At 69.7% G+C, this 24,825-nt stretch carries 24 protein-coding genes and 1 tRNA gene; 8 read left to right on the forward strand and 17 right to left on the reverse strand.

What is annotated here, in order from left to right:
• Positions 1–72 precede the first annotated feature (72 nt).
• The 7 genes from OG453_RS04045 to OG453_RS04075 all read right to left on the reverse strand — a co-directional run bounded on the left by OG453_RS04045 (position 73) and on the right by OG453_RS04075 (position 7,330).
• Positions 73–960 (reverse strand): Cof-type HAD-IIB family hydrolase, encoded by an 888-nt coding sequence (locus OG453_RS04045; protein WP_266864564.1) that lies wholly within the window; start codon positions 958–960, stop codon positions 73–75.
• 61 nt (positions 961–1,021) lie between these two features.
• Positions 1,022–1,945, reverse strand: coding sequence for an LLM class flavin-dependent oxidoreductase (locus tag OG453_RS04050; protein WP_266864566.1), 924 nt, complete (start codon positions 1,943–1,945; stop codon positions 1,022–1,024).
• A gap of 81 nt (positions 1,946–2,026) precedes the next feature.
• Positions 2,027–2,593 (reverse strand): RNA 2'-phosphotransferase, encoded by a 567-nt coding sequence (locus tag OG453_RS04055; RefSeq protein WP_266864568.1) that lies wholly within the window; start codon positions 2,591–2,593, stop codon positions 2,027–2,029.
• A gap of 151 nt (positions 2,594–2,744) precedes the next feature.
• The gene (locus tag OG453_RS04060; protein WP_266869700.1) at positions 2,745–3,698 is read right to left on the reverse strand and encodes a MerR family transcriptional regulator; all 954 of its coding nucleotides are present in this window, start codon (positions 3,696–3,698) and stop codon (positions 2,745–2,747) included.
• Positions 3,699–3,759: 61 nt separating this feature from the next.
• On the reverse strand, positions 3,760–4,692 hold the full coding sequence (locus OG453_RS04065; RefSeq protein WP_266864570.1) for a metal-dependent hydrolase: 933 nt from the start codon (positions 4,690–4,692) through the stop codon (positions 3,760–3,762).
• On the reverse strand, positions 4,689–6,482 hold the full coding sequence (locus tag OG453_RS04070; RefSeq protein WP_266864572.1) for an SDR family oxidoreductase: 1,794 nt from the start codon (positions 6,480–6,482) through the stop codon (positions 4,689–4,691). The genes OG453_RS04065 and OG453_RS04070 overlap by 4 nt, the downstream gene beginning before the upstream one ends.
• The gene (locus OG453_RS04075; protein WP_266864574.1) at positions 6,479–7,330 is read right to left on the reverse strand and encodes a M24 family metallopeptidase; all 852 of its coding nucleotides are present in this window, start codon (positions 7,328–7,330) and stop codon (positions 6,479–6,481) included. The genes OG453_RS04070 and OG453_RS04075 overlap by 4 nt, the downstream gene beginning before the upstream one ends.
• A 259-nt stretch (positions 7,331–7,589) precedes the next feature.
• On the opposite strand from OG453_RS04075, the gene OG453_RS04080 reads away from it, so the two are divergent.
• The 6 genes from OG453_RS04080 to OG453_RS04105 all read left to right on the forward strand — a co-directional run bounded on the left by OG453_RS04080 (position 7,590) and on the right by OG453_RS04105 (position 11,789).
• Complete coding sequence (locus OG453_RS04080) at positions 7,590–8,591, forward strand: ABC transporter ATP-binding protein (RefSeq protein ID WP_266869701.1); 1,002 nt, start codon at positions 7,590–7,592, stop codon at positions 8,589–8,591.
• The gene (locus OG453_RS04085; RefSeq protein WP_266864576.1) at positions 8,581–9,486 is read left to right on the forward strand and encodes an ABC transporter permease; all 906 of its coding nucleotides are present in this window, start codon (positions 8,581–8,583) and stop codon (positions 9,484–9,486) included. Before OG453_RS04080 ends, OG453_RS04085 begins: the two co-directional genes overlap by 11 nt.
• A complete protein-coding gene (locus OG453_RS04090; RefSeq protein WP_266864577.1) occupies positions 9,483–10,394 on the forward strand; it encodes an ABC transporter ATP-binding protein in 912 nt (303 codons plus the stop codon). Before OG453_RS04085 ends, OG453_RS04090 begins: the two co-directional genes overlap by 4 nt.
• An 11-nt stretch (positions 10,395–10,405) precedes the next feature.
• Positions 10,406–11,125 carry an ABC transporter permease gene (locus tag OG453_RS04095; protein ID WP_266864579.1) on the forward strand — a complete coding sequence of 240 codons (720 nt, stop codon included), beginning with the start codon at positions 10,406–10,408 and terminating at the stop codon, positions 11,123–11,125.
• A gap of 83 nt (positions 11,126–11,208) precedes the next feature.
• Complete coding sequence (locus OG453_RS04100; RefSeq protein ID WP_266864581.1) at positions 11,209–11,451, forward strand: hypothetical protein; 243 nt, start codon at positions 11,209–11,211, stop codon at positions 11,449–11,451.
• Between the two features lie 247 nt (positions 11,452–11,698).
• A tRNA-Ser gene (locus tag OG453_RS04105) sits at positions 11,699–11,789 on the forward strand.
• A gap of 49 nt (positions 11,790–11,838) precedes the next feature.
• Here the strand turns inward: OG453_RS04105 and OG453_RS04110 are convergent.
• From OG453_RS04110 to OG453_RS04150, 9 genes are all read right to left on the reverse strand, one after another.
• On the reverse strand, positions 11,839–12,663 hold the full coding sequence (locus OG453_RS04110) for an HAD family hydrolase (RefSeq protein WP_266864583.1): 825 nt from the start codon (positions 12,661–12,663) through the stop codon (positions 11,839–11,841).
• The gene (gene serS / locus OG453_RS04115; RefSeq protein ID WP_266864585.1) at positions 12,660–13,937 is read right to left on the reverse strand and encodes a serine--tRNA ligase; all 1,278 of its coding nucleotides are present in this window, start codon (positions 13,935–13,937) and stop codon (positions 12,660–12,662) included. The genes OG453_RS04110 and serS overlap by 4 nt, the downstream gene beginning before the upstream one ends.
• Before the next feature lie 608 nt (positions 13,938–14,545).
• Positions 14,546–15,481: a prephenate dehydratase gene (gene pheA, locus OG453_RS04120; protein WP_266864587.1), complete on the reverse strand. Its 936-nt coding sequence runs from the start codon at positions 15,479–15,481 to the stop codon at positions 14,546–14,548.
• 117 nt (positions 15,482–15,598) lie between these two features.
• The gene (efeB, locus tag OG453_RS04125) at positions 15,599–16,870 is read right to left on the reverse strand and encodes an iron uptake transporter deferrochelatase/peroxidase subunit (protein WP_266864589.1); all 1,272 of its coding nucleotides are present in this window, start codon (positions 16,868–16,870) and stop codon (positions 15,599–15,601) included.
• Positions 16,871–16,876: 6 nt separating this feature from the next.
• A complete protein-coding gene (locus OG453_RS04130) occupies positions 16,877–19,165 on the reverse strand; it encodes a copper resistance CopC/CopD family protein (protein WP_266864591.1) in 2,289 nt (762 codons plus the stop codon).
• A gap of 14 nt (positions 19,166–19,179) precedes the next feature.
• Positions 19,180–19,641: a copper chaperone PCu(A)C gene (locus OG453_RS04135; RefSeq protein WP_266869702.1), complete on the reverse strand. Its 462-nt coding sequence runs from the start codon at positions 19,639–19,641 to the stop codon at positions 19,180–19,182.
• Positions 19,642–19,679: 38 nt separating this feature from the next.
• Positions 19,680–20,330 carry an SCO family protein gene (locus OG453_RS04140; protein WP_266864593.1) on the reverse strand — a complete coding sequence of 217 codons (651 nt, stop codon included), beginning with the start codon at positions 20,328–20,330 and terminating at the stop codon, positions 19,680–19,682.
• 78 nt (positions 20,331–20,408) lie between these two features.
• On the reverse strand, positions 20,409–21,137 hold the full coding sequence (locus OG453_RS04145; protein WP_266869703.1) for a YcnI family protein: 729 nt from the start codon (positions 21,135–21,137) through the stop codon (positions 20,409–20,411).
• Positions 21,138–21,315: 178 nt separating this feature from the next.
• Positions 21,316–22,122, reverse strand: a complete 807-nt coding sequence (locus tag OG453_RS04150; RefSeq protein ID WP_266864595.1) for a hypothetical protein — start codon at positions 22,120–22,122, stop codon at positions 21,316–21,318.
• 257 nt (positions 22,123–22,379) lie between these two features.
• Here OG453_RS04150 and OG453_RS04155 point away from each other — a divergent pair, with 257 nt between their 5' ends.
• Entirely contained in the window at positions 22,380–22,820 is a 441-nt protein-coding gene (locus OG453_RS04155) for an ATP-binding protein (protein ID WP_266864596.1), read from the forward strand.
• Between the two features lie 21 nt (positions 22,821–22,841).
• On the opposite strand, the gene OG453_RS04160 is transcribed toward OG453_RS04155, so the two are convergent.
• A complete protein-coding gene (locus OG453_RS04160; protein ID WP_266864598.1) occupies positions 22,842–24,269 on the reverse strand; it encodes a PLP-dependent aminotransferase family protein in 1,428 nt (475 codons plus the stop codon).
• Between the two features lie 47 nt (positions 24,270–24,316).
• Here OG453_RS04160 and OG453_RS04165 point away from each other — a divergent pair, with 47 nt between their 5' ends.
• Positions 24,317–24,793: a carboxymuconolactone decarboxylase family protein gene (locus tag OG453_RS04165; RefSeq protein WP_266864600.1), complete on the forward strand. Its 477-nt coding sequence runs from the start codon at positions 24,317–24,319 to the stop codon at positions 24,791–24,793.
• The last annotated feature ends 32 nt before the right edge of the window (positions 24,794–24,825 follow it).

Below are 24,825 nucleotides of genomic sequence, written 5' to 3' on the forward strand. Positions count from 1 at the left end.
CTCAGTCGCTCAGCCGCTCCGGCGGTCAGGCGCTCGGGGCGGTCCCACAGGATCGGTCAGCCGGTCAGCCGGTCAGCCGGTCAGCCGGTCCTGCAGGATCTGCTCGATGACGACCGCGACGCCGTCTTCGTTGTTGGCCACCGTGCGCCCCGACGCGGCGGCGATCACGTCCGGGTGCGCGTTGCCCATCGCGTACGAAGTGCCCGCCCAGGAGAGCATCTCGATGTCGTTCGGCATGTCGCCGAAGGCGACGACCTCAGCGGGCGTGATGCCGCGCTCGGCGCAGCACAGCTCCAGGGTGCTGGCCTTGGAGACGCCGGGGCCGCTGATCTCCAGGAGCGCGCTCGGGCTCGAGCGGGTGATCTCGACGCGGCCGTCCACAGCGGCGCGGGCCACGGTGAGGAACTCGTCGGGCGCGAGCTCGGGGTGGTAGGCGAGGACCTTCAGGACGGGCTGGTCCGCGGCGTCGGAGTCCTCCGCCAGAAGCTTCTCGGCGGGCGCGACGCTCTCCCCGGGCTCCAAGTGCAGGGGCGGGTACGTCGGTTCGTGGTGCAGCCCGCCCGTGCGCTCGACCGCGAAGGACGTGCCGGGGGCCGCGTCGCGCAGGACGTGCACGACGTCGAGCGCGTCCTCGCGCCGCAGCTCCCGCAGCTTGACGAAGCGATGGCTGCCGGCGCCGCCGTGCAGATCGACGACGGCCGCGCCGTTGCCGCAGATGGCGAGGCCGTGGCCGTGGACGTGGTCGCTGACGACATCCATCCAGCGGGCCGGGCGGCCGGTCACGAAGAAGACCTCGATGCCGGCCTCCTCGGCGGCGGCTAGCGCGGCCACGGTGCGGTCAGAGACGGACTTGTCGTCGCGCAGCAGCGTGCCGTCCAGGTCCGTGGCGATCAGCCGTGCCGTGGGTCGGTGCGGGACGGAGGCGGCCGGGGTCCTGGGCCGTGGGGTAGCTGAGGTCACGCCACCGATTGTCCCGCATCTGGGTGCACGGGCGTGCGCTGGGGCGCACATTTGAGTGCCTTTACGCCCCTGGTGTGGCGCCGCCCAGCTGGACCAGGGCCTCCGTGGCGATCCGCTCGAAGAGCTTCTCGTCTGCCGCGAAGTCCGTCCCCGGCAGCGGCCAGTGCAGCACGATCTCGTTGAAGCCCAGCTCAGCGTGGTTGCCGGCGAAGTCGATGAACGCGTCGAAGGAGTCGAGAGGGCGATCCGGCGTGAATCCGGTGAGAAGGATCTTGTCGAGCTCGGCGACATCGCGGCCGATCGCCTCGCATGCGGCGCCGAGCTTCTCGGCCTGGCCGCGAATGGCTTGAAGTGACTGCTCCGGGGTGCCGTTCTCGAAGAGCTTCGGGTCGCCGGTGGTCACCCATGCCTGGCCGTGGCGCGCGGCCAGCTTCAGCCCGCGCGGACCGGTGGCGGCCACCGCGAAGGGCAGCCGGGGGCGCTGCACGCAGCCCGGGATGTTCCGCACCTCGGACGCCGAGTAGTACTCGCCGTCGTACGAAACGACGTCTTCTGTAAGAAGGCGGTCGAGCAGCGGAACGAACTCTCCGAAGTGGTCGGCCCGCTCGCGCGGCGTCCAGGGCTCCTCGCCGGTCTTGAGCAGCGAGGTGGCGTCGAAGCCGTTGCCGCCCGCGCCGATGCCGAGGGTGATCCGGCCGTCGGACACGTCGTCGAGGGTGATCAGGTCCTTGGCGAGGGTCACCGGATGCCGGAAGTTCGGCGAGGTGACCAGCGTGCCCAGGCGCAGCCGGTCGGTGGCGGCCGCGGCGGCGGTCAGGGTCGGCACCGCGCCGAACCAGGGCCCGTCACGGAAGGTCCGCCAGGAGAGGTGGTCGTAGGTGTACGCGGTGTGGAAGCCCAGCTCCTCGGCCCGCCGCCAGCGCTCCTTGCCGCCCTCGTGCCAGCGGGTGACGGGCAGGATCACTGTGCTCAGACGCAAACTCATGTATCAGAGCGTATGCCCGGTCAGTGCCGGTCGGGAAAGTGATCATTGCGGTAGGGGGCGATCAGTGGCGGTCGGGGGCGATCAGTGCCGGTCGGGAAAGCGGAGATAGCCGGGTGGCACGGCGGCGGTGAGCCAGACGCCGTTGGCGCTGACCTGGAAGGTGTGCCCGTCGCGGTGCATCGCCCCCGCGTCCACGGAGAGCACGACGGGGCGGCCGCGGCGGGCGCCGACCCGGGTGGCGGTCTCGCGGTCGGGCGAGAGATGCACGGCATGGCGGTTCATGGGCCGTAGGCCCTCGGCGCGGATCGCGGCGACATTGCGGGCCACTGTGCCGTGGAAGAGATACGCGGGCGGGGTCGCCGGCGGCAGTTTGAGGTCCACGTCGATCGAGTGGCCCTGGCTGGCGCGGATCCGGCCGTTCTCGACGGCGAAGCGCTGTTTGTCGTTGGCGGCCACCACATGGTCGAGCTCGGAGCGGGTGAAGCGGAATCCGTGCCGTGCGGCCGCGGCGATGAGGGTGTCGATCTCCACCCACCCGCTCTCGTCGAGCGTGAGACCGATCCGCTCGGGCTGATGGCGCAGGTGTTTCGACAGGTATTTCGACACCTTCACGGTGCGTCGTTCGTCGGCGGGGGGTTCTCCAATCACCCGTTCAGAGTCGCGCACGGGCCGTTCTCCCCGCACTTGATTTTCGTCCACCGACTTTTCATCGGTCGATTTGCGTCCACAGGTTTGATCCACAGCCAAGTCCAGTTATCCACAGGGGAATTGGCGATTCTGTGGACAACGCACCAGCCATTTAGGTGCTTTGAGCAACAGATCCTGGATTGGTATGAGTTGCGGCAAGTGAGTCCAATGTCCTGGCCTGCAGCTCACGTTCGGTGGCCGCCGCGATGAACGCCGCGACGTTCTCCCGACCAACCAGGGCTTCCACGGCCCGGGTTGTCGACGCGGGAAGCGCTACGGGAAGCGCCTCATCCGTACGAGATGCGGGCACTCCCGATGTGAGGTGCTGCTGGAGGTGGCGGGTGGCGAACAGACGCATGGCTCGGGCCAGTTCGGCGTCGACCGACTGCTGCGCCAGTGGCCGCAGCCGACGGACGAGCGAAGCCGCCTCTGCGGCATCTGCATCGGTCGGCGGGTGGTGGCCGAGATAGCGCGCGAAGACATGCTCGGTGGTGAACTCGAGGAAACGGGAGGCTATGTGCTCCACCTGCCCCCTCAACTCCCGCAGATGCCCGGAGATTGCCAGAAGCGGAACTCCCGCCGCGTGCAACTCCACGGCCACGGCGAGCTCTTGAGGACTCGGAACCAAGTACTCGTCGTCCCGCCCCGGCATCGGCTCCAGCACGCCGAGGGCGACCGCGTCGGCGACCGCCGCGTCGTCCGGCTTGCCGCCGAACGCCGCGTCCAGCTCAGCCCGCGTGATCCGGTCGGCCTTCTCGTCCGTCCATGGACCGCCGACCTCCGCGGCCAGCCCCAGCACACCGCCGAGACCGCGGCCCGCGTCCCAGGCCTCAAGCAGCTCCTTGATGGAGGCCAGGGTGTAGCCGCGGTCGAGCAGATCGGCGATCTGCCTCAACCGCGCCAGATGCGCGTCGCCGTACACATTGGCCCGCCCGCGCCGCTCCGGCCGGGGGAGCAGCCCCCGGTCCTGGTAGGCGCGGATCGTACGCACCGTGGCGCCGCTGTGATGCGCCAGGTCCTCGATGCGGTACTCCACCGGTCTGTGCCCCGTGCCGTGGTGCTCCACCAGTCTGTGCCCGGCGCCCGACTGCTCGTCCACGCTCCCCGCCCCTCCACGAACCCTTGTGCTAGGCGATGGCCGCCCTGCCGACAGCGGCCGCCGCGGCCCGCGCCGCGGGCGACTCGGCCAGATACTCCACGGCCCTGCGCAGGGAGCCCTCCTGCGAGGGATGGTACGACCGCCGCAGATAGCGGGGTATCGCCGCACCCAGCTCACGCCATGTGGGCAGCAGACCCTTGCGCACCGCCCTGTTGTGCTGGGCCAGGGAGTAGCGCAGGCGTCCCGCCAGCTGCGGGTCGCGGCGCATCAGATAGGCCGTGCCCCAGACCCACAGGTACAGCATCACGGGTGCCGTGACCGCCATGCCCGCGATACGACGGGCGTAGCGGGGCAGGCCCTCGCCGCCGCAGTGCTGGTACATGTCGAAGGCGACCGAGCGGTGCTCGACCTCCTCCGCGCCGTGCCAGCGCAGCAGGTCCAGCATGACCTCGTCGGCGTTCGCGTGGTCCAGGCCCTCGGCGTGCAGCACCCAGTTGCCCAGGACTGCGGTGAACTGCTCGATCGCCGCGACGACCGACAGGCGGTAGCGCAGCCACTCCTGCGTCGGTATCGGCGCCCCGAGCGGCGGCTTCTCGCCGAGGATCTTCTCGAAGAGCAGGTCGACGTACTTGGTGAACGCCGCGGTGTCGAGCCGCTGCGCAGCCAGGTGGTCGAGCACATGCGCGTGCTGCACGCTGTGCGTGGCCTCCTGGCCCATGAACCCTTTGACGTCCTTGAGCAGTACCGGATCGGTGACCAAGGGCAGGCCTTCCTTGAAGACCTTCACGAACCACCGCTCCCCCGCCGGCAGCAGCAGATGCAGCACGTTGATGACGTGGGTGGCGGTGGGCTCGTCCGGTATCCAGTGCAGCGGGGTCTCTTCCCAGTCGAAGGAGACCCGGCGCGGAACGATCGTGTAGTGCTCCTCGGTGTTCGTCTCGGCGTTCTTCTCCGTGCTCACAACGGTGGCTCCAATCGGGCTATCGCACGCAGGGCCTTGGGAGTGAAGCGGGACATGAAGTGGGCGCCGCGGGCCTCCGGAGTGACCGGGACCACCGCCTGGTTCTTGACGACCGCGCGCAGGACCGCGTCGGCGACCTTCTCCGGCGGGTAGTTGCGCAGGCCGTACAGCCGCGACGTCTTCTTCTGGCGGCGCTTCTCCTCGTCGGTGTCGACACCGACGAAGCGGGACGTCGCCGTGATGTTCGTGTTCACGAAGCCCGGGCATATCGCGGAGACCCCGATGCCCTGGCCCGCGAGCTCGGCGCGCAGGCACTCGCTGAGCATCAGGACCGCCGCCTTGGACGTGCTGTAGGCGGGCAGCGCCTTCGACGGCTGGTACGCCGCCGCGGACGCGGTGTTCACGATGTGACCGCCCTGGCCGCGCTCGGCCATCTGCCTGCCGAAGAGCCGGCAGCCGTGGATCACGCCCCACAGATTGACGTCCAGGACCTTCTTCCAGTCCTCGGCGCTCGTGTCGAGGAACGAGCCGGAGAGGCCTATGCCCGCGTTGTTCACCAGGACGTCGACGATGCCGTACTCCCCGGCGACCTTCTCGGCGAGCTTCTCCATGGCCTGCTCGTCGCTGACGTCGACCGTCTCGCCCCAGGCCTGCGGGGCGCCGATCAGGCGGGACATCTCCGCCGTGCGCGCCGCGCTCTCCGCGTCCCGGTCGACGGCCACCACGCGCGCCCCCGCCTCGGCGAACGCGAAGGCGGTGGCCCGGCCGATGCCGCTGCCCGCGCCCGTGACCAGGACCAGCTGGCCGCCGAAACGATCGGCGTGCTTCCCGGTGGCCACACTGTCGTTGGCGGGCACGCCGTCCTCGTTGGTCGTCACGAACTCGCTGATCCAGCCGGCCAGTTGGTCGGGCCGGGTGCGTGGCACCCAGTGCTTGGCCGGCAGGCTGCGGCGGACCAACTGCGGGGCCCAGAGCTCCAGTTCGTCATAGAGCCGCTCCGAAAGGAAGATGTCCCCGGACGGCGTGATGAGCTGCACGGGCGCGTGCGCGTAGGCGTCCGCGCGGGGCCTGCGCAACCGGGCGCGGACGTTGTCCCGGTAGAGCCAGGCGCCGTGCGCGGCGTCCGAGGGCAGCGACGGCGTCGGATAGTCGCCCGCCGGGACCTTCTCCACGCGCTGGAGGATCTTCGGCCACTGCTTGCCGAGCGGCCCGCGCCAGGCCAGCTCGGGGAGCACCGGCGTGTGCAGCATGTACACGTACCAGGACTTGGCGCCCTGGCCGAGCAGTTGACCGACCTTGCGCGGAGTCGGCCGGGACATCCGCTTCTTGATCCAGTGCCCGAAGTGATCGAGCGAGGGCCCCGACATCGAGGTGAAGGAGGCGATCCGCCCCTCCGTCCGCCTGACCGTGACGAACTCCCAGGACTGCACCGAACCCCAGTCGTGCCCGACCAGGTGCACCGGCTTGTCCGGGCTCACCGCGTCGGCGACGGCCAGGAAGTCGTCGGTCAGCTTCTCCAGGGTGAAGCCGCCGCGCAGCGGCTTCGGGGCCGTCGACCTGCCGTGCCCGCGCACGTCGTACAGGACGACATGGAAGCGGTCGGCGAGACGCTCGGCGACCTCTGACCACACCTCCTTGGAGTCCGGATAGCCGTGCACGAGCAGAACTGTGGGCTGCGTGGGGTCGCCGAGTTCGGCGACGCACAGCTCCACTCCGCCCGTACGCACCCAGCGCTCGCGCGCGCCGGTGAGTCCCTTGGCGACTCCGTTGGTGAATCCCCCCGTGTTCATGCGACGGCCCTTTCCTCAGCCCAGCGCCGCACATGCGGCAGATCGTCGTCCAGCCAGAAGGCGCTCTGCTCGGGGTCCTTGGAGTCGGTGACGACCAGGATCTCCTCGAACTTCGCGCCCGTACCCCTGAATCCGAGGTGCGGCTCGACCGCCCACAGCCCCTTCTGAGGCGAGTGGTCGGAGAATTTGTACGGCGACCAGAGCGGCGACCAGCCGTCCCGGTGGCCATGGATCGCGTCGCTCGCCAGGCCCTTGAGGGACTGGGTGCCGAAGCCGAAGACATGCGGCGTCAGGCGGCGCTCCTTCACCCGGTCGACCTTGTGCGCGATGACGCCGAAGGGATACGCGCGGTGGCGGTTGGCGTACCCCTGGCGGACCATGAGGCGGTCCACGTCCTCATAGATCTCGCGCAACGGGCGGCGCTCGCGCACCTCGCGCAGGATCAGCTCGCGGTGCGCCTCGAGGTCCGCGAGCAGCTTGTCGTGCACGGGGTTGAGGCCGAGACAGCCCGAGTAGCCGATATCCGCCGTATATCCCTTGTAGACCGGGGCCATGTCGAGGATGAAGGGCATCCCCGGCTCCAGCCTGCGGTTGGTGGGGAAGAACTGCAGCGGTATCCGGAAGTTCACGAACGCCGTGCGGTCCCCGAACCAGGCGAAGGGCAGGTGGAACCAGTCCCGCACGCCCCGCTCGCGCAGCCACTCACGCTGCATCCGCGCCGCCTCGCGCTCGGTCACCCCCGGCTTGAGCTGCGCCGCGACCGCCTCCGCGCATTCATACGCGAGGGTCTGCACTTCCCTGAACCCCCGCAGTTCCGCCGAGAGTTCGCCTGCCACTGCTGAGGTCATGCCACCGTCCGTCCCGTGTCCGGTCCACCCGTGTCCGGTCCATCGCCGTACGCGGTCGTAACTTGACACTGATGAATGTGACAATGCTCAGCGGCTGCGTCAATAGTTCTGCGCAACCTGCGGGACAGGTCCGGAAGATCCCCCAGGGGTCGACTTCCGGACGACCCTTACGGGCCCGTAATACTCGAGAGTGAGGGCAGGGCAAGCCCGTGGTCTGACGACTGGTGTGGTCTGCGCCACTACCGTCGAATGCGTGACTGTGATCGCGACCGAAAGCCTGAGCAAGCGGTTCCCGAGGGTGACCGCGCTTGACCGGCTCTCCATGGATATCGGGCCCGGTGTGACCGGACTCGTCGGAGCCAATGGAGCCGGCAAGTCCACACTGATCAAGATCTTGCTGGGTCTGTCCCCCGCCACGGAGGGCACGGCCGCCGTGCTCGGACTCGACGTCGCAACGTGCGGCGGCCAGATCCGTGAGCGCGTCGGCTACATGCCCGAGCACGACTGCCTGCCGCCCGACGTGTCGGCCACCGAGTTCGTCGTCCACATGGCGCGCATGTCGGGGCTGCCACCCGCCGCGGCCCGTGAGCGGACGGCGGACACCCTGCGGCACGTGGGTCTGTACGAGGAGCGCTACCGCCCCATCGGGGGCTATTCGACGGGCATGAAGCAGCGCGTGAAACTCGCGCAGGCGCTTGTGCACGACCCCGACCTGGTCTTCCTGGACGAGCCGACCAACGGCCTCGATCCCGTGGGCCGTGACGAGATGCTGGGCCTCATCCGCCGGGTCCACACGGACTTCGGCATCTCCGTCCTGGTCACCTCGCACCTCCTCGGCGAGCTGGAGCGCACCTGTGACCACGTCGTCGTCATCGACGGCGGCAAGCTGCTGCGCTCCAGCTCCACCACCGACTTCACCCAGACCACCACGACGCTGGCCGTCGAGGTGACGGACACCGACGAACACCCGGACGGCACCAGCGCGTTGCGCGAGGCACTGAAGGGGCGCGGGGTCGCCACCCACGAGGGCGGCACCCTGCCCGGCGCCGGGCACACCGTGCTGCTCGAAGCGGAGGGCGAGGAGACGTACGACCTGGTGCGCGACCTCGTCGCGGACCTCGGCCTCGGCCTCGTCCGGATGGAACAGCGCAGGCACCACATCGCGGAGGTCTTCCACTCCGGTCAGTCCGATCAAGCCGATGACGCCGATCACGCCGATCACGAAGCAGAGGGGAAGGAGGCGGTCCGCCATGGCGGTTGAGCAGACCCCGGCACGCGCCGGTGAACAGACCCGGATCCACAACATCGGGTATCGCAACTACGACGGTCCGCGCCTTGGCCGCGCCTACGCCACCCGCTCGCTCTTCTCACAGAGCCTGCGCGGCGCGTACGGCCTGGGCCGCTCTGCCAAGTCCAAGGTCCTCCCCATGATTCTCTTCGCGGTGATGTGCGTCCCCGCAGCGATCATGGTGGCGGTCACCGTGACCACGAAGGCGAACGACCTCCCCCTCGACTACACGCGCTACGCGATCGTGCTGCAAGCCGTCATCAGCCTCTACCTGGCGGCCCAGGCCCCGCAGACGGTCTCCCGCGACCTGCGCTTCAAGACCGTTCCGCTCTACTTCTCCCGGCCCATCGAGCACAGTGACTACGTACGCGCCAAGTTCGCGGCGATGGCATCGGCCCTCTTCATCCTCACGGCCGCCCCGCTGCTCGTGCTCTACGTAGGGGCGCTGCTCGCCAAGCTCGACTTCGCGGACCAGACAAAGGGCTTCGCCCAGGGACTCGTCTCCGTGGCGCTGCTCTCGCTCCTCTTCGCCGGCATCGGCCTGGTCATCTCGGCGATCACCCCCCGCCGCGGCTTCGGGATCGCCGCCGTCATCGCCGTACTGAGCATCTCCTACGGCGCGGTGTCCACGGTCCAGGTGATCGCCTACGAACAGGGCAGCATCGACGCCATCGCCTGGCTCGGCCTCTTCTCGCCGACCACGCTCATCGACGGCGTACAGACCGCCTTCCTCGGCGCGACCTCCGCCTTCCCCGCAGGGGAAGGCCCCTCGTCCGGCACGGGCGTGGTCTACGTGATCGTCGTCCTCGCCCTCATCGCGGGCTGCTACGGCGCGCTGATGCGCCGCTACCGGAAGGTCGGACTGTGAGCACCATCAACATCGATCACACCTCACGCTGGTTCGGCAACGTGGTGGCGGTCAACGACATCACGATGGACGTGGGCCCCGGCGTCACCGGCCTCCTCGGGCCGAACGGCGCGGGGAAGTCCACCCTCATCAACATGATGGGCGGCTTCCTCGCCCCCTCCACCGGCAGCGTCACGCTCGACGCCAAGCCGATCTGGCGCAACGAACAGATCTATAAGGCCATCGGCATCGTCCCCGAGCGCGAGGCGATGTACGACTTCCTCACGGGCCGCGAATTCGTCGTGGCCAACGCCGAGTTGCACGGTCTGGACGAGCGCGCCGCCCACCGGGCGCTCGCCACGGTGGAGATGGAGTACGCGCAGGACCGCAAGATCTCGACGTACAGCAAGGGCATGCGCCAGCGCGTGAAGATGGCCTCCGCCCTGGTCCACGAGCCGTCCGTGCTGCTGCTCGACGAGCCGTTCAACGGCATGGACCCCCGCCAGCGCATGCAGCTGATGGACCTCCTTCGGCGCATGGGGGACGAGGGCCGCACGGTCCTGTTCTCGTCGCACATCCTCGAAGAGGTCGAGCAACTGGCCTCGCACATCGAGGTGATCGTGGCCGGACGGCACGCGGCGAGCGGCGACTTCCGCAAGATCCGCCGCCTGATGACGGACCGCCCGCACCGCTACCTGGTCCGTTCCAGCGACGACCGAGCCCTGGCCGCCGCGCTGATCGCCGACCCGTCGACCGCCGGCATCGAAGTCGACCTCAAGGAAGGCGCGTTGCGCATCCAGGCCGTCGACTTCGGCCGTTTCACCGCCCTGTTGCCACGCATCGCCCGCGATCACGACATCCGGCTCCTCACGGTCTCGCCCTCGGACGAGTCCCTCGAGTCGGTCTTCTCCTATCTCGTCGCGGCCTGAAGGGAGCCACCGTGTACGACCCCACTGTCGCCCGGCTCACCTACCGGGCCCTGCTCGGCCGCCGCCGGGCTCTGATCCTGTTCACCCTGCCCGTCCTGCTGATCGTGATCGCCGCGGCGGTCCGCGGATTCAGCGGCGCCGACGATCAGGTCGCCGTCGACCTCCTGGGCGGTTTCGCGCTCGCCACGATGGTGCCGATCATCGGCGTCATCGCCGGCACCGGCGCGATCGGTCCCGAGATCGACGACGGCTCCGTCGTCTATCTCCTGTCCAAGCCGGTCAAGCGGCCGACGATCATCTTTACGAAGCTGATCGTCGCCATCGCCGTGACCATGGCCTTCTCCGCGATCCCCACCTTCATCGCGGGCATGATCCTGAACGGCAACGGCCAGCAGATCGCCGTGGCGTACACCATCGCCGCCCTGGTCGCCTCCATCGCGTACGCGGCGATGTTCCTGTTCCTCGGCACGATCACCCGGCACGCGGTGGTCTTCGGCCTGGTCTACGCCCTCGTCTGGGAGGCCCTCTTCGGGTCGCTGGTCTCCGGAGCGCGCACGCTCAGCGTCCAGCAGTGGTCCCTCGCCGTCGCGCAGAGGACCGCGGAGGGCGATCTGGTCACCTCGGACGTCGGCCTGCCCGTCGCCACGGTCCTCCTCGTCGGCGTCACGGTGCTCGCCACCTGGTACGCGGGACAGAAGCTGCGGTCGCTGACGCTGGCCGGGGAAGAGTAGCCGCCCGTTCGGTCTTGACGGCGTCTTCACCCTCCTGCCAGGACACTGGTGGGAGGGTGCGCTGTTTCCAGGGAGGTGCCGTGATGGCAGCGGAGCCTTCAAAGGAACCTTCAGAGAAGCCTTCGGAGGACTGGGACGAGATCGTCCTGGACGAGGACTTCATACGTTCCGCGGGGACCGCGGAGCCGTCGGCGCGGGCCCGGATGCTCAGCGCGCGATGGCGTAAGAGCGGCGCTCCCGAGCCGCAGCCGTGGCGCTCCGACGAGCCGCCCGCAGGGTGGTTCTTCAGCCGGGCGCGGCGGCGGTGGCGTCGGCGGCGCCGCTAGGGCGGATTAATCGGTGGCGGTGAACTTCCGGCGCGGGCAGAGTAGTTGATGTCACCGCGCCACAGCCTGGCGCTCACCTTCTGGGAGAGGAGCCGACGTGTCCATCAGCAGTAGTCCGTCGAGTTCCCAGCAGGGCAGCCCGCGGCAGGCTTCGGAGTAGTCACTCACTCCGTAGAGCCCCGCCCACGGGGGAGTTGCCCGGGGCGGCCGCTTCGAGCGCGCACTTCGCTGCGCGGGCCGCCCACCCGGAGGATTGGCCGAGTGGTAAGGCAGCGGCTTGCTAAGCCGTCGTCGGGACCGGAAATCCCGCGCGCGTTCGATCCGCGCATCCTCCGCCAGACGTTGCACTGGGCTTGGGCCCCATCCAGGTGCCCGGGGGAAACCCCCTCAGCCCAGCATCCGTTCCAGCACCGCCGCGATTCCGTCGTCCTCGTTGGACGCCGTCACCTCGTCCGCCACCGCCTTGAGTTCCTCGTGGGCGTTGGCCATGGCTACGCCATGTGCTGACCAGCCGAACATCGGGATGTCGTTGGGCATGTCGCCGAAGGCGATCGTGTCCGCGGCCTTCGCGCCCAGGCGGCGGGCCGCCAGGGAGAGGCCGGTCGCCTTGGAGAGGCCGAGCGGGAGCAGCTCGACGATGCCCTCGCCGGCCATCGTCACGCCGACCAGACCACCTGCCACCTCCCGCGCCACAGCGGCCAGCGCGTCATCGCTCAGGCCCGGATGCTGGACGTACACCTTGTTCAAAGGCGCCGCCCAGAGCTCGGCGACATCGGTGAACGGGACGGCGGCCAGCGGGCCGTCCTGGACCGCGTACCCGGGACCGACGATCACTTCGCCGTCGAGGCCGTCACGGCTCGCGGCCAGTGCCAGCGGGCCGATCTCCGCCTCTATCTTGGCGAGCGCGATGCCCGCAAGCTGCCGGTCGAGCGTGACCGACGTCAGCAGGCGGTGCTCGCCCGCGTGGTAGACCTGCGCGCCCTGCCCGCAGACCGCCAGGCCCTCATAGCCCAGGTCGTCCAGGATGTGCCGGGTCCAGGGCACGGCACGGCCGGTGACGATGATGTGCGCGGCGCCCGCCGCAGTGGCCGCGGTGAGCGCGTCGCGCGTACGCGCCGAGACCGTGTCGTCGGAGCGCAGGAGCGTTCCGTCGAGGTCGGTCGCGACGAGTTTGTACGGGAAGGACGGGACGTCGGGAGCAGGGTGGCTCACTTGTTGATGGGCTCCAGGATCTCTCGTCCCCCCAGGTACGGACGCAGTACCTCGGGCACCCAGACGGAACCGTCGGCCTGCTGATGATTCTCCAGGATGGCGACGATGGTGCGCGGGACGGCGCAGAGCGTGCCGTTCAGCGTCGAGAGCGGCTGCACCTTCTTGCCGTCGCGGACCCGGATCGAGAGGCGGCGGGCCTGGAAGCCGTCGCAGTTCGAGGCGGAGGTCAGCTCGCGGTACTTGCCCTGGGTGGGGATCCACGCCTCGCAGTCGTACTTGCGCGACGCCGAGGATCCGAGGTCACCGGTGGCCACATCGATCACCTGGAAGGGCAAGCCGAGGCCGGTCAGCCACTGCTTCTCCCACTCCAGGAGCCGCTTGTGCTCGTTCTCCGCGTCCGCCGGGTCGACGTACGAGAACATCTCGACCTTGTCGAACTGGTGCACGCGGAAGATGCCGCGGGTGTCCTTGCCGTACGTGCCGGCCTCGCGGCGGTAGCAGGGCGAGAAGCCCGCGTACCGCAGGGGCAGCTTGTCGGCGTCGATGATCTCGTCCATGTGGTACGCCGCGAGCGGGACCTCGGAGGTGCCGACCAGGTAGTAGTCGTCCTTCTCCAGGTGGTACACGTTCTCGGCGGCCTGGCCGAGGAAGCCCGTGCCCTCCATGGCGCGCGGGCGGACCAGCGAGGGCGTCAGCATCGGGATGAACCCGGCCTCCGTGGCCTGCGCGATCGCCGCGTTGACCAGGGCCAGCTCGAGCAGCGCGCCGACACCCGTCAGGTAGTAGAAGCGCGAGCCGGAGACCTTCGCGCCGCGCTCGACGTCGATGGCGCCGAGCGCCTCGCCGAGCTCCAGGTGGTCCTTCGGCTCGAAGCCCTCGGCCGCGAAGTCGCGCGGGGTGCCGATGGTGTCGAGGACGACGAAGTCCTCCTCGCCGCCGACCGGGACGTCCGCGTGGACGATGTTCCCCAGCTGCAGCAGGAGGCGCTTGGTCTCCTCGTCGGCCTCGTCCTGCGCGGCGTCGGCCGCCTTCACGGCGGCGGAGAGCTCGCCGGCCTTCTTCAGGAGCTCGGCCTTCTCGTCACCCGAGGCCTTGGGGATCAGCTTGCCGAGCGCCTTCTGCTCGGAACGGAGCTCGTCGAAGCGGAGCCCGGACGACCTGCGCAGCTCGTCGGCGGAGAGCAGGGCGTCGACGAGGGCGACGTCCTCTCCACGGGCGCGCTGGGAGGCGCGAACACGGTCGGGGTCCTCACGGAGCAGGCGAAGGTCAATCACCCCACAAGGCTACCGGTGCCCGCTTCCGGCCCACGACTTGATATTCCTTTCTGTGTAGTTATGTCCCATTTGCCGGAGTGTGAATTCCGGGAAGAGGTGCGGCCGGAATGGTTCGCCATGGGGCGACAAGTGTCGATCGGGTGTCGGTCGGGCGCCGGTCAATAAAAAGGGCGTCATTCCCCGAAACGGGGCAGAGGAGGCGCACTGCCTTGACTCGATCCCCTTGTGGGAAGCGGGACTTGAGGGTGCCGTTGTCCACAGGAATGGGCGCTCCGGAAAAGTTATCCACAGGGTGTGCGAAAGATCTGTGGATGCCGGAAGTGATCATTCCGAAAGCCGCATGTGCGACGAAGGATTCCCGTCCCAAACCATCTTCACACCCACTTTCGAGTGGAAATGGTTCACTCCAAAGAGTTGATCAAAGGAAAAGGGTGGACGGGGGGTGACGTGCTCGGCTGTGGATGGACTTGTGGGGTGTAGGGCGATTTGTCGACCATGTCATGGATCGTTGTCGACTTGTCCCCAGGTCGAGAACCCAGCCTGTGGATAACTTTGTGGACAACGTAAATCTGCAGGTAAGACCGGACGGGAACGGAAGGACGGTCCGGTCAGAACCGGCCGTCCTGGCACTGCGTCAGCCAGTCCGACGCCGCAAGGAACTCGCTGTCGGACGTACCGGGCCGCAGCGTGCGTACGTCGTCGGGTGCGACCCCCGCACGCGGGTACGAGCCGAGGAAGCGCACCTGTGGGCAGATCCGCTTCAGGCCCATCAGGGCCTCGCCCACGCGGCGGTCCGTGATGTGTCCCTCGGCGTCCACGGAGAAGCAGTAGTTGCCGATGCCCCGACCGGTCGGCCGCGATTCGATCCGCATCAGGTTGACCCCGCGCACGGCGAACTCCTGGAGCAGTTCGAGCAGGGCGCCCGGGTGGTCGTCGCCGAGCCAGATGACCACCGAGGTCTTGTCCGCGCCGGTCGGCGCCGCGGGGCGGGCAGGGCGGCCGACCAAGACGAACCGGGTCTCGGCGTTCGCCGCGTCGTGGATCTCGCTGACCAGCGGCTGAAGGCCGTACGTCGCCGCCGCGAACTCGCCCGCGAAGGCCGCGTCGAAGCGTCCCTCCTGGACCAGGCGGGCGCCGTCCGCGTTCGAGGCCGCCGACTCCCACAGGGCGTCCGGCAGGTTCGCGGCGAGCCAGTTGCGGACCTGGGGCTGGGCCACGGGGTGGCCGGTCACCGTCTTGATGTCCTTGATCTGCGTGCCGGGCCGCACGAGCAGCGCGAAGGCGATCGGCAGGACGACCTCGCGGTAGATCATCAGCGGCTCGCCCTTGGCGAGCTCGTCGACGGTGGTCGTGACGCCACCCTCGACGGAGTTCTCGATCGGCACCAGCGCGGCCGCCGCGTCGCCGTTACGGACCGCGTCCAGCGCGGCCGGCACGGACACCATCGGGACGAGCTCCCGGGTGGCAGCTTCCGGGAGCGTGCGGAGGGCGGCCTCGGTGAAGGTGCCCTCGGGGCCGAGATAGGTGTAGCGCATCGCCGACATACCGTCACCCTAATGGGCTGCACGTGGCGCGGCTCACGCGTCTCACGGAGCGGCACCCGTCCCGCGTACGAGAAACCGCACAAGTCCCGCGTACGAGAATCTGCACAAGGGGCAGGCCTACGCCTCCAGCAGTCGCTGCCCCACGTACTCGCCCTTCGCGGCCCCGCCCGGCACCGCGTAGAGCCCGCTCGACTCGTGCCGGATGAACTCCGAGAGCGCGTCCCCCCGGTCGAGTTTCCGCTGCACCGGTACGAAACCGCGGAGCGGGTCGGCCTGCCAGCAGATGAACAGGAGCCCGGCGTCCGGCTCGCCGTCCTTGCCGAAGCCGTCGTGGTACGAGAAGGGGCGGCGCAGCATGGCGGCGCCGCCGTTCTGGTCGGGCCGCGTGATGCGGGCATGCGCGTTGAGGGCGATGACGTACTCGTTGTCCGCGCCGGCCTTCTCCAGCTTCGGCTCGGTCGTCTCCGTGCCGCCGGTCAGCGGTGAGCCGTCGGACTTGTGCCGCCCGATGACCGCCTCCTGATGCTTCAGGCCCAGCTTCTCCCAGTCGTCGAGGAGCATCCGGATACGGCGTACGACGGCGTAGGAACCGTCGGCCATCCACGCGGGGTCCCCGTCGCCCGGCACATAGATCCGCTGGTCGAAGTCCTTCTCGGACGGCTTCGGGTTGTTCGTGCCGTCGATCTGGCCCATCAGGTTGCGGGTCGTCATGGGCTGCGCGGTCGCGCCGGGTGAGCGGTTGAAGCCGTCCATCTGCCAGCGGATCCGGGCCGCGTCGCCCGCGTCCTTCTGGACGGCGCGCAGGGCGTGGAAGGCGACGAGCGCGTCGTTCGCGCCGATCTGCACCCACAGGTCGCCGTCGCTGCGGGCCTTGTCGAGACGGTCGGAGGAGAAGTCCGGCAGCGGGTCGAGCGCGGACGGGCGCTGTTTCTCCAGGCCGGTGCGCCCGAAGAAGCTGCGGCCGAAGCCGAAGGTGACCGTCAGAGACGAGGGGCCCGCGTCCCGCGCGACATCCGTGTCGTCACTCGCGGCGGCCTCGCCCGCCATCAGCCGCTCGGCCGTCGCCGACCAGCGGCGCAGCAGGGCCGCCGCCTCCTTGCGGCCGGCTCCCGCTTTCAGGTCGAAGGCGACGAGGTGGCCGCGGGACTGGTTGGGCGTCGTGATGCCCGGCTGATGTTTCCCGTGAAACATGACCTCGTCCGCGCCCAGCGACGTCAACGACGCCGCCCGGGACGGGCTGTCCGACGGCGCCGCGGCATATCCGGCCGCGCCGCCCGCCGCCCCGAGCGCGAGACCGGTGGCGCCCGCGGTGCCGAGCAGCCGCCGCCGCGAGATGGTGCGGTGGTTCTCGACGCGGTCCGCCTCGCGGGTCGTCTCGTTGTCCGCCATGGTCGTTCAGCCGATCTGCGCGTTCTTGTTCACGGTCACTTGGTCGATGTCGGAGGTCCGCACGGTCACCGCGACCTTCCACTTGCCGGCCATCGGGAGCTGGACGCCGGTCGCGGTCCAGTGTCCGGTGGCGATGCGGTCTGGGGCGACCGGCAGCGGGCCGAGGTCCTTCGACTTGAGGGTGAAGGAGACCTTCACCTCCGGGACGTCGAAGGCGCTGCCGTTGGGCCGCTTCACGTAGAGGTGGAAGTCATTGCTGCCGGTGCGGCCGGGGTCGAGGTCGAGTCGGACCGTGCCCTTGCCGTCTTCGGCGCCCGTGTCGAAGGGGATGGTGAGGATGAGCGGCCCGGACCGCTGGGCGGTCTCGGCGGCCGTCTTCGAGGCGGCCGCTTCCTCCTCCGTGCGCCCGGGCTCGGTGGAGGTGAGGACCGTCGTCACGGCGAGCAGGACGACGGCGACGCCCGCCTCGGCGAGCACGGAGCGGCGCAGGCCCGATCGGAGCGGGTCGGCGTCGCGGATCCGCTTCTCGCGGGCGGTGTTCATGGCGGCCTGCTGGCGGGCGAGCTGAGCGGCGCGCTGCGAGTCCTTGGCCTCCTTGGCGGGGGCCTTCGACGCGCTCTTGGAAGATGAGGCGTTCTTGGAAGACGACGCGCTCTTGGAAGACGACGCGTCCTTGGCAGGCGAGGCATCGGAAGACGGGCTGTCGGAATCCTTGCCCTCTGTAGACGGCGCCTCCGAAGACGTGTCCTCCTTAGACGGCGCCTTCGAGGACGAGCTCTCCGTAGACGGCGCCTTAGAAGATGCGCTCTCCGAAGACAGCGTCTTAGAAGGTGAGCCCTTAGAAGAGGTGCCCTTCGAAGACGAGCCCTCCGAAGACGAGCCCTCCGAAGAGGTGGCCTCAGAAGAAGCCTCCTTGGACCCCGCCCCAGAGTCACCGGCACCCCCGACAGGCACCGTCACCGGCTTCCTCCGCGCCCGCTGCTCGACCACCGCGGCGGCCGCCGCCTCGGGCGCCATTCCGCCCGCCGTGCCCGCGATACGCGCCGTCCAGCGCCGCGAGATCCAGGCGATGCCGACAAGGACGACGACCAGGCCGATCTTGACGAGGAGCAGCTGTCCGTACGACGTACCGGTGAGCGCCGACCACGAACCGACCTGCCGCCAGGACTGGTAGAGCCCGGTCGCCGCCAGGGCGACGACGCTGCAGAACGCCACGCGCGAGAAGCGCCGCACCGCCCCGGAGTCCACCGACGGCGCGAAGTAGAGGGCGACGACCAGGGCCGCGAGCCCGCCGAGCCAGGCGGCGACGGCGAGCAGATGGACGACGTCCACGGGCATCGCGATGCCCGCCTGGATGCCGGTCGACGCGTGCTCGGCCATTGCCCAGGTCGCGGCGAGCCCGATGGCGACGACGGTGCCGCCGATCCCGAGCCCGAACGCGAGGTCCTTGCGCTCCTTGGGGTCGGTTCGCTTTTCGTACGCACCGAAAAGGACCGCAATGAAGAGGGCGGCCGCGGCGAGCAGCAGCAGCCGGGAGACCAGCGCGGCGCCAGTCTTCGTCTGGAGCACGTCGCCGAGCTTGGCCATGTCGAAGGCGTCGGCGATCTTCCCCGACCCGGTGTAGGGCGCGCGGAGCAGCAGCATCACGAGGGTCGACGCGGTGAGCGTGAGCCAGCCGGACACCACCAGGCGCTGCACGGGTCGCACCCCGGCGCCGCGCGGCCAGCAGCCGAGCACGAACGCCGCCCCGCCGACGACGAGGATGAATCCGGCGTACGAGAGGTAGCGCGCGAAGCCGTAGAGGCCGCCGACGAATCCGCCGCCCACCTCCTGGTCCGGCAGCGCGACCTTCGTGTCGGACGGGGCGCCCACGGAGAAGGTGAACGCCCCGGAGATCGGATGGCTGTCGGCGGAGACGACTTGGTAGGCGACGGTGAAGGTGCCGTCGGGCAGCCCCTTGTGCAGCTTCACGCCGTACGTGTTGGACCCGAAGTCACTGGTCTTGCCCGAGTCGACGCGCTTGCCGGACGGGTCGAGCACCCGCACCGAGCCGTCGGACATGGCGACGTTCTCGGAGAAGGACAGCGTCACCCGGTCCGGCGCCTTGTCGACCACCGCTCCCTGCTTGGGGTCGCTGCCCGTCAGCGCGGCGTGCGCGGAGACGGGCGTCGCCGCGGCAAGCAGGGCGCCGAGGAAGAGGGCGACGACGAGCAGGAGCCGCCCGGCACCGGGAGTGATCCCGAGCCGGGAGACAGCTCCGGAGTGGGCTCCGAAGCGGGGAGCGATGGTCCGCATCAACGATCAGTCCCTCAGTGCGCCGAGTGCTTGCCGTGCTCGGGGTTGTACGTTGCGGCCTTCACCGGAACCTCAACCTCGATCGGATCCGACTTCTCGAAGCGCAACAGCACCGCGATCTTCTCGCCCGGCTTCGGCTTGTGGTTGAGCTTCTCGAACATGAGGTGGTTGCCGCCCCGGGCGAAGTCCAGCTCGCCGTCGGCCGGTACGTCGAACGACTTCTGCTCCCGCATCGCGCTGTTCTTGGTGCTGTGCAGCGTGACCTTCTTCGCGAAGGAGCTGGTCACCGAGACGAGCTTGTCGGCGCCGCCCTTGTTCGTGAGGGTGAAGAAGCCGGAGGCCATGGTGTCCATGACGGGCTCGGGGATGTAGGCCCCGCTGACCTTGAGCTCGGGCTTGTCCGATGTCGACACCGATGCCTTGCCGGCGGACGAGTCCGAGCAGCCCGCGAGGGTGAGCCCCGCCGTCAGCGCCATGGCACCGGCGAGGAGGGCACGGCGGTTTGCGGGGGTCTTCACGGGGTCTCTCCCTTGATGAGCTTGGGGAGGTCCTTGACGTAGTCGTCCACGGAGGCGTCCTCGCCGTACAGGACGTAGCCCGCGTCGGTCTTCGGGGAGAACGCGATGACCTGCTTGCCGTGCATCGAGACGATCTTGCCCTTCTCCTTCTTGGGGGGCTCGATGCTGATGCCGAGGGTGCGGGCGCTGGCCTGGATGGTGTCGAAGTCACCGCTCAGGCCGATGAAGTCGGTGTCCTGGGCCTTGAGCCACTTGCCGAGGGCGGCGGGGGTGTCCCGTTCGGGGTCGGTGGTGACGAAGACGACCTGGAGCTTGTCCTGCTCCGCCTTGGGCAGCTTCTTCTTGGCGACGGCGATGTTGTTCATCGTCAGCGGGCAGACGTCGGGGCAGTTGGTGTAGCCGAAGTAGACGAGCGTCGGCTTGCCCTTGGTCTGCGCGCGCAGGTCGTACTTCTTGCCGTGGGTGTCCGTGAGGACCATGTCCGGCTTCTCGAACGGCTTGTCGAGGACGGTCGCGGCCTTGTCTCCGTCGGACTCGACGGAGACGTCCGCGACGGGCTTCTTGCCGTCGTCACCGCCGCCGCAGGCGGAGAGGGTGAGGGCGGCCGCGGCCAGCATGGCGGCGGCGAGCAGCTTCTTCTTGCGCATACGAAAATGTCCCAGATGTGAGGAGGCCCGGCCGCACCGGGGCGCTGGAGCGCCCGCGGTGCGGTCCGATGGGTTGGCTCAGCTGTTGGCGCGCCGGCGGCCGGCGAGCACTCCGAAGGCCACGCCCGCGGCGCCGACGACGATGCCGACGATGCCGAGGACGCGGGCGGTCGAGTCGCTGCTGTCGGCGGACGCGGTCTCGCTCTTGTCGTCCGACTTGGCGTCTTCCTTGGCGTCGTCGTGCGATGCGGCGGCGCCGTGGCCGTCCTCGGACGCGGCGACCAGCGCGAGGGCCGGCGCCGGGTGCTCCGGCTCCTCCTGGCCCTTCTGCTGGGGCTCGATCCAGCGGACGACTTCCTTGTTGTCGTACGTCTGGACGGCCTTGAAGACGAGTTCGTCCGCGTCCTCGGGCAGCGCGCCGATGGAGAGCGGGAACTTCTGGAAGGTGCCCGGCTCGACGCCCTTGCCGTCAGCGGTCCAGGTGACCTTGGAGACGGCCTCGTCGATCTTCTCGCCGTGCATCTCGAGGGGCTTGTCGAGCTTCGTCTTGGTGACCTTGGCGGTCCAGCCGGGGACGGGCTGCGTCATGACGGACGCGAGCGGGTGGTCCATCGGGAAGGAGATCTCGAGCTTGTTCGTCGAGGCGTCGTCCATCTCGTTCGGCACCTTGAAGTTGACCGTGGCGTACCCGCCCTTGGCGGCCTCGCCCTCGGCGGTGACGCTGACATGCGCGAAGGCGGGGACGGAGAGCAGCAGGACGGCGGTGGCGGCGACGCCACCGACGACGGAGACGCGGGAAGCCTTCACGGAGGACAGAGCAGACAGAGCAGACATGGCGGAACACTCCACTTTCGGCAGCGGTGATCAGTCGGGGAGGGGCGCGCGGCGACGAACGGAGCGGGCACGCGCGCGTGGGGGCCACCGGCCGCGATGCGCCTCTCCGTAGTACTGCGTTGAAGTGAGTACGAGGGTGGAGTGCGTCGCGTCAGGCGGCGAGTACGAGTGCGGCGGCCGTCGGCGGGCCGCGCCTGATCACCGTGTGCTGGAGCGCCGTGGTGTGCGGCTTCGGCGGTACGAGATGTCCGGTGCGCGGGGTCAGGGGACCCGTCTCGGGCGCCCCGGGAAGGCCTGCCCGCAGGGCGCGCACAAGAGCGAGGGCCCCGCGCAGGGAACGTACGAGCGCTCCTTCGGCGACTCCATGCGCCCCGTCCGCCGAGAGCCGGACGAGCCGGAGCAGCGCGATGTCGCCGCGGCGCAGCAGCCATCCGGCGGCGACCGCGGCGAGCACGTGCCCGAGCAGCATGGGCAGCGAGGGAAGCAGCGACATCGAGTCCATCGCGGCGTCCGCGGTGGCTCCGGTGTCGTTGTGCGTGGCGTGGGCGGTGCCCTGTACGCCGGCGTTCGCCAGGATCCGCTGGGCCTCGGCGGGGCTGAGGGTCGCCGCGCCCGCACCGCACACGAGCCGCGCGGCCCGCTCCATCAGGGAGGCGTCGGCGGACTGCGGCACGGCGCCGCCGTGCTGGCCGACGGCGAACAGCGTGTGCAGGCCCACCTGGCCCGCGGCGAGCGCGGCGGCGATGCCGGGCAGCGAACGCTCACGCCCGGCCAGCGGCGCCGCGACGGCGAGAACGGCGAGGAAGCCCGCCCCGAGCGTCCACAGCGGGACGCTCGCGCAGGAAGCGAGCACATGGCCCCCGGCGGACAGCACGACGCAGAGCACGGCGAACACCGCGGCTCTCAGCAGCCGTACGTCGAATCCGGCGCGCGCTTCGCGCTGGTGGGGGGCAGTCATGGCCGGGCCATCATCGCACTGGGCCCACCGGCCGCACACGGCAGGTCCACAAGATCCCGGGGATGCCGTTCGGCACCGTTCGGTTCCGATGAATGGTCATGAGGGGGGAAATGCGTACCTTTGGGTGACCCGGCTACACCGTTGCGCGCGGTCCGCGCGTCGGCCGTATGGGCGGCATCACTTCAACTAAGCGCTTATTGACGGGCGCTTGCGGCAATACGTATCGGTATGTCGAGCCGCGGCCAGGAGGCTGGAGCATGAGCATGTGGTGGTCTCTCCATTTGCGGCGCGAAGCTGCGAGCGTCCCGCTGGCCCGTCGACTGCTGATCGGCACGATGGAGACCGCGGGGGTGGATCCGGACGTCTCCTACGACCTGTCGGTGGCTCTCAGCGAGGCCTGTGCCAACGCGGTGGAGCACGGCGGGGCGCCGGCCCCCGGGGGGCAGGCCGGGGCGTACCGGGTCACGGCGTATCTGGACGGCGAGAAGTGCCGTATCGAAGTGGCCGATTCCGGCCCGGGGTTCGTCCCCGTCACGCTGCCCGCCTCCGAGACGGCCGAGCACGGCCGGGGGCTGTGCCTCATCCAGGAGCTGGCCGATCATGTGCACTTCGGCAACAAGCCGGGCAGGGGCGGCGCGGTGATCAGCTTCGACAAGATCCTCAAATGGCGCGAGGACACGCCACTGGTCACCGCCTGACGCGGTCTGCTGCGGTCTGCTTCAGTCGGGCGGCAGCGCCCTGCACAGCGCCTCAAGTGCCGCGCCGTACGCGTGCTCCGGAGGCGTCGAGTAGCCGACCACCAGCCCGTCCGGAGCGGGCATCGTGGCGTCCGGGTGGCGGAAATCGGCGAGGCCGTCCAGCGCGAGGCCCTGCCAGGCGGCCGCCTTGGCCGTGGACTGTTCGGTGCCCGGCGGCAGCTGCAGGACGGCGTGCAGGCCCGCGGCGACGCCGGTCGGGCTGATGTGCGGGGCATGCGCGGCCAGGGCGTCGACGAGCTGGTCGCGGCGCCGCCGGTAGCGCTGACGCATCCGGCGGATGTGGCGGTCGTAGTGGCCCGACTCGATGAGGTCGGCGAGGGTCAGCTGGTCGATCACACTGGCCCACGCCTCCCGTTCCCCCTTGGCCGCGAGTACGTCGTCGATGAGGTGTTCGGGCAGTACCAGCCACCCCAGACGCACCCCTGGAGAGAGGCTCTTGCTGACCGAGCCCATGTAGATGACGTGTTCGGAATCCAAACCCTGTACGGCGCCCACCGGCTCCCGGTCGTAGCGGAACTCGCCGTCGTAGTCGTCCTCCAGGACGAGGCCGTCCTGGGTGCGCGCCCAGTCGATGACCGCCGTGCGCCGGGTCGGGTGCAGCGGGCCGCCGGTGGGGAACTGGTGAGCGGGCGTGAGCAGCACTCCGCGGACGCGCTGTCCCTCGGTCAGTTCGTCGATCCGGGCGCCCTGTTCGTCGAGGCCGAGCGGGACCGTGCGGACGCCCGCTGTCTCCAGGATCGAGCGGTGGAAGCCGAGGCCGTACGACTCCACGGCCAGCCGCCCTCGCAGCACGCCGCCTCTTCCGGCGCCGAACAGCAGCCGCAGGCCATGCGCGAACCCGGAGCACACCACGATCCGCTCCGGATCGGTGCGCACCCCACGCGCGCGCCCCAGATACTCGGCGAGCGCCCGGCGCAGCTCCACGCGCCCCTGCGGGTCACCGGGCCCGAAGGCCTCGTTCGGCGCCGAGTTGAGGGCACGCCGGGCCGCGGCGAGCCACGCGGCGCGCGGGAAGGACGCGGCGTCCGGCTGGCCCTGGCGCAGGTTGTACGTCGGCATGGCGGGCCGCGCGGGCGCCCGCTTGGGGACGCGGGCCCGCTGGGGCGGCGCCGCGCGGTCGGCCACCTGCGTACCGGAACCCTGCCGCGCGGTCAGCCAGCCCTCGGCGACGAGCTCGGCGTAGGCGTCGGCGACGGTGTTGCGGGCGATGCCCAGATCGGCGGCGAGGGAGCGGTAGGGCGGGAGCCGCGTCCCCGGAGCGAGCCGTCCCTCGCGCACGGCGTCCCGCAGGGCGCGGATGAGGACGGCGCGGCGGCCCCCTGACCCGGAGAGCTCCAGGTGCAGATCACTGCCGAGACGCTCCGCCAAATTGACCCATGGTTCTGGCACAGGAATGCACCCTACCCAAGGTCTATCCGCCCCGTAGATTCATGGTCATGACGAACAACGAGAACGCCGCGCAGACCCTGACCCGCATCAACTTCGCCAAGGCCGCCCCGAAGGCTTTCAAGGCCCTCATCGGGTTCGACGCCGCTGCGCGCGACGGTCTCGACCCGGCCCTGGTCGAGCTGATCCAGATCCGCGCCTCGCTCCTGAACGGCTGCGCGTACTGCCTCCACATGCACACCTCCGACGCCCGCAAGGCGGGCGAGGACGAGGCCCGCCTGCACATGGTCGGCGTATGGCGCGAGGCCCGGAACTTCTTCACGGAGAAGGAGCAGGCGGCGCTCGCCCTCACCGAGTCCGTCACGCTCGTCGACCGGGGCGGTGTCCCGGACGACGTCTACACCCGCGCGGCCGAGCACTTCGACGAGGAGGAGTTGGCCCGCGTCCTGGCGCTGATCTTCACGATCAACACCTGGAACCGCATCGCCCTGAGCACCGCCAAGGTCGCGGGCGAGGACGAGCGCTGACCCCCTCCCCCTGGGGGCAACGCGAAAGGGCC

The sequence above is a fragment of the Streptomyces sp. NBC_01381 genome (assembly GCF_026340305.1).
GTDB lineage: Bacteria > Actinomycetota > Actinomycetes > Streptomycetales > Streptomycetaceae > Streptomyces.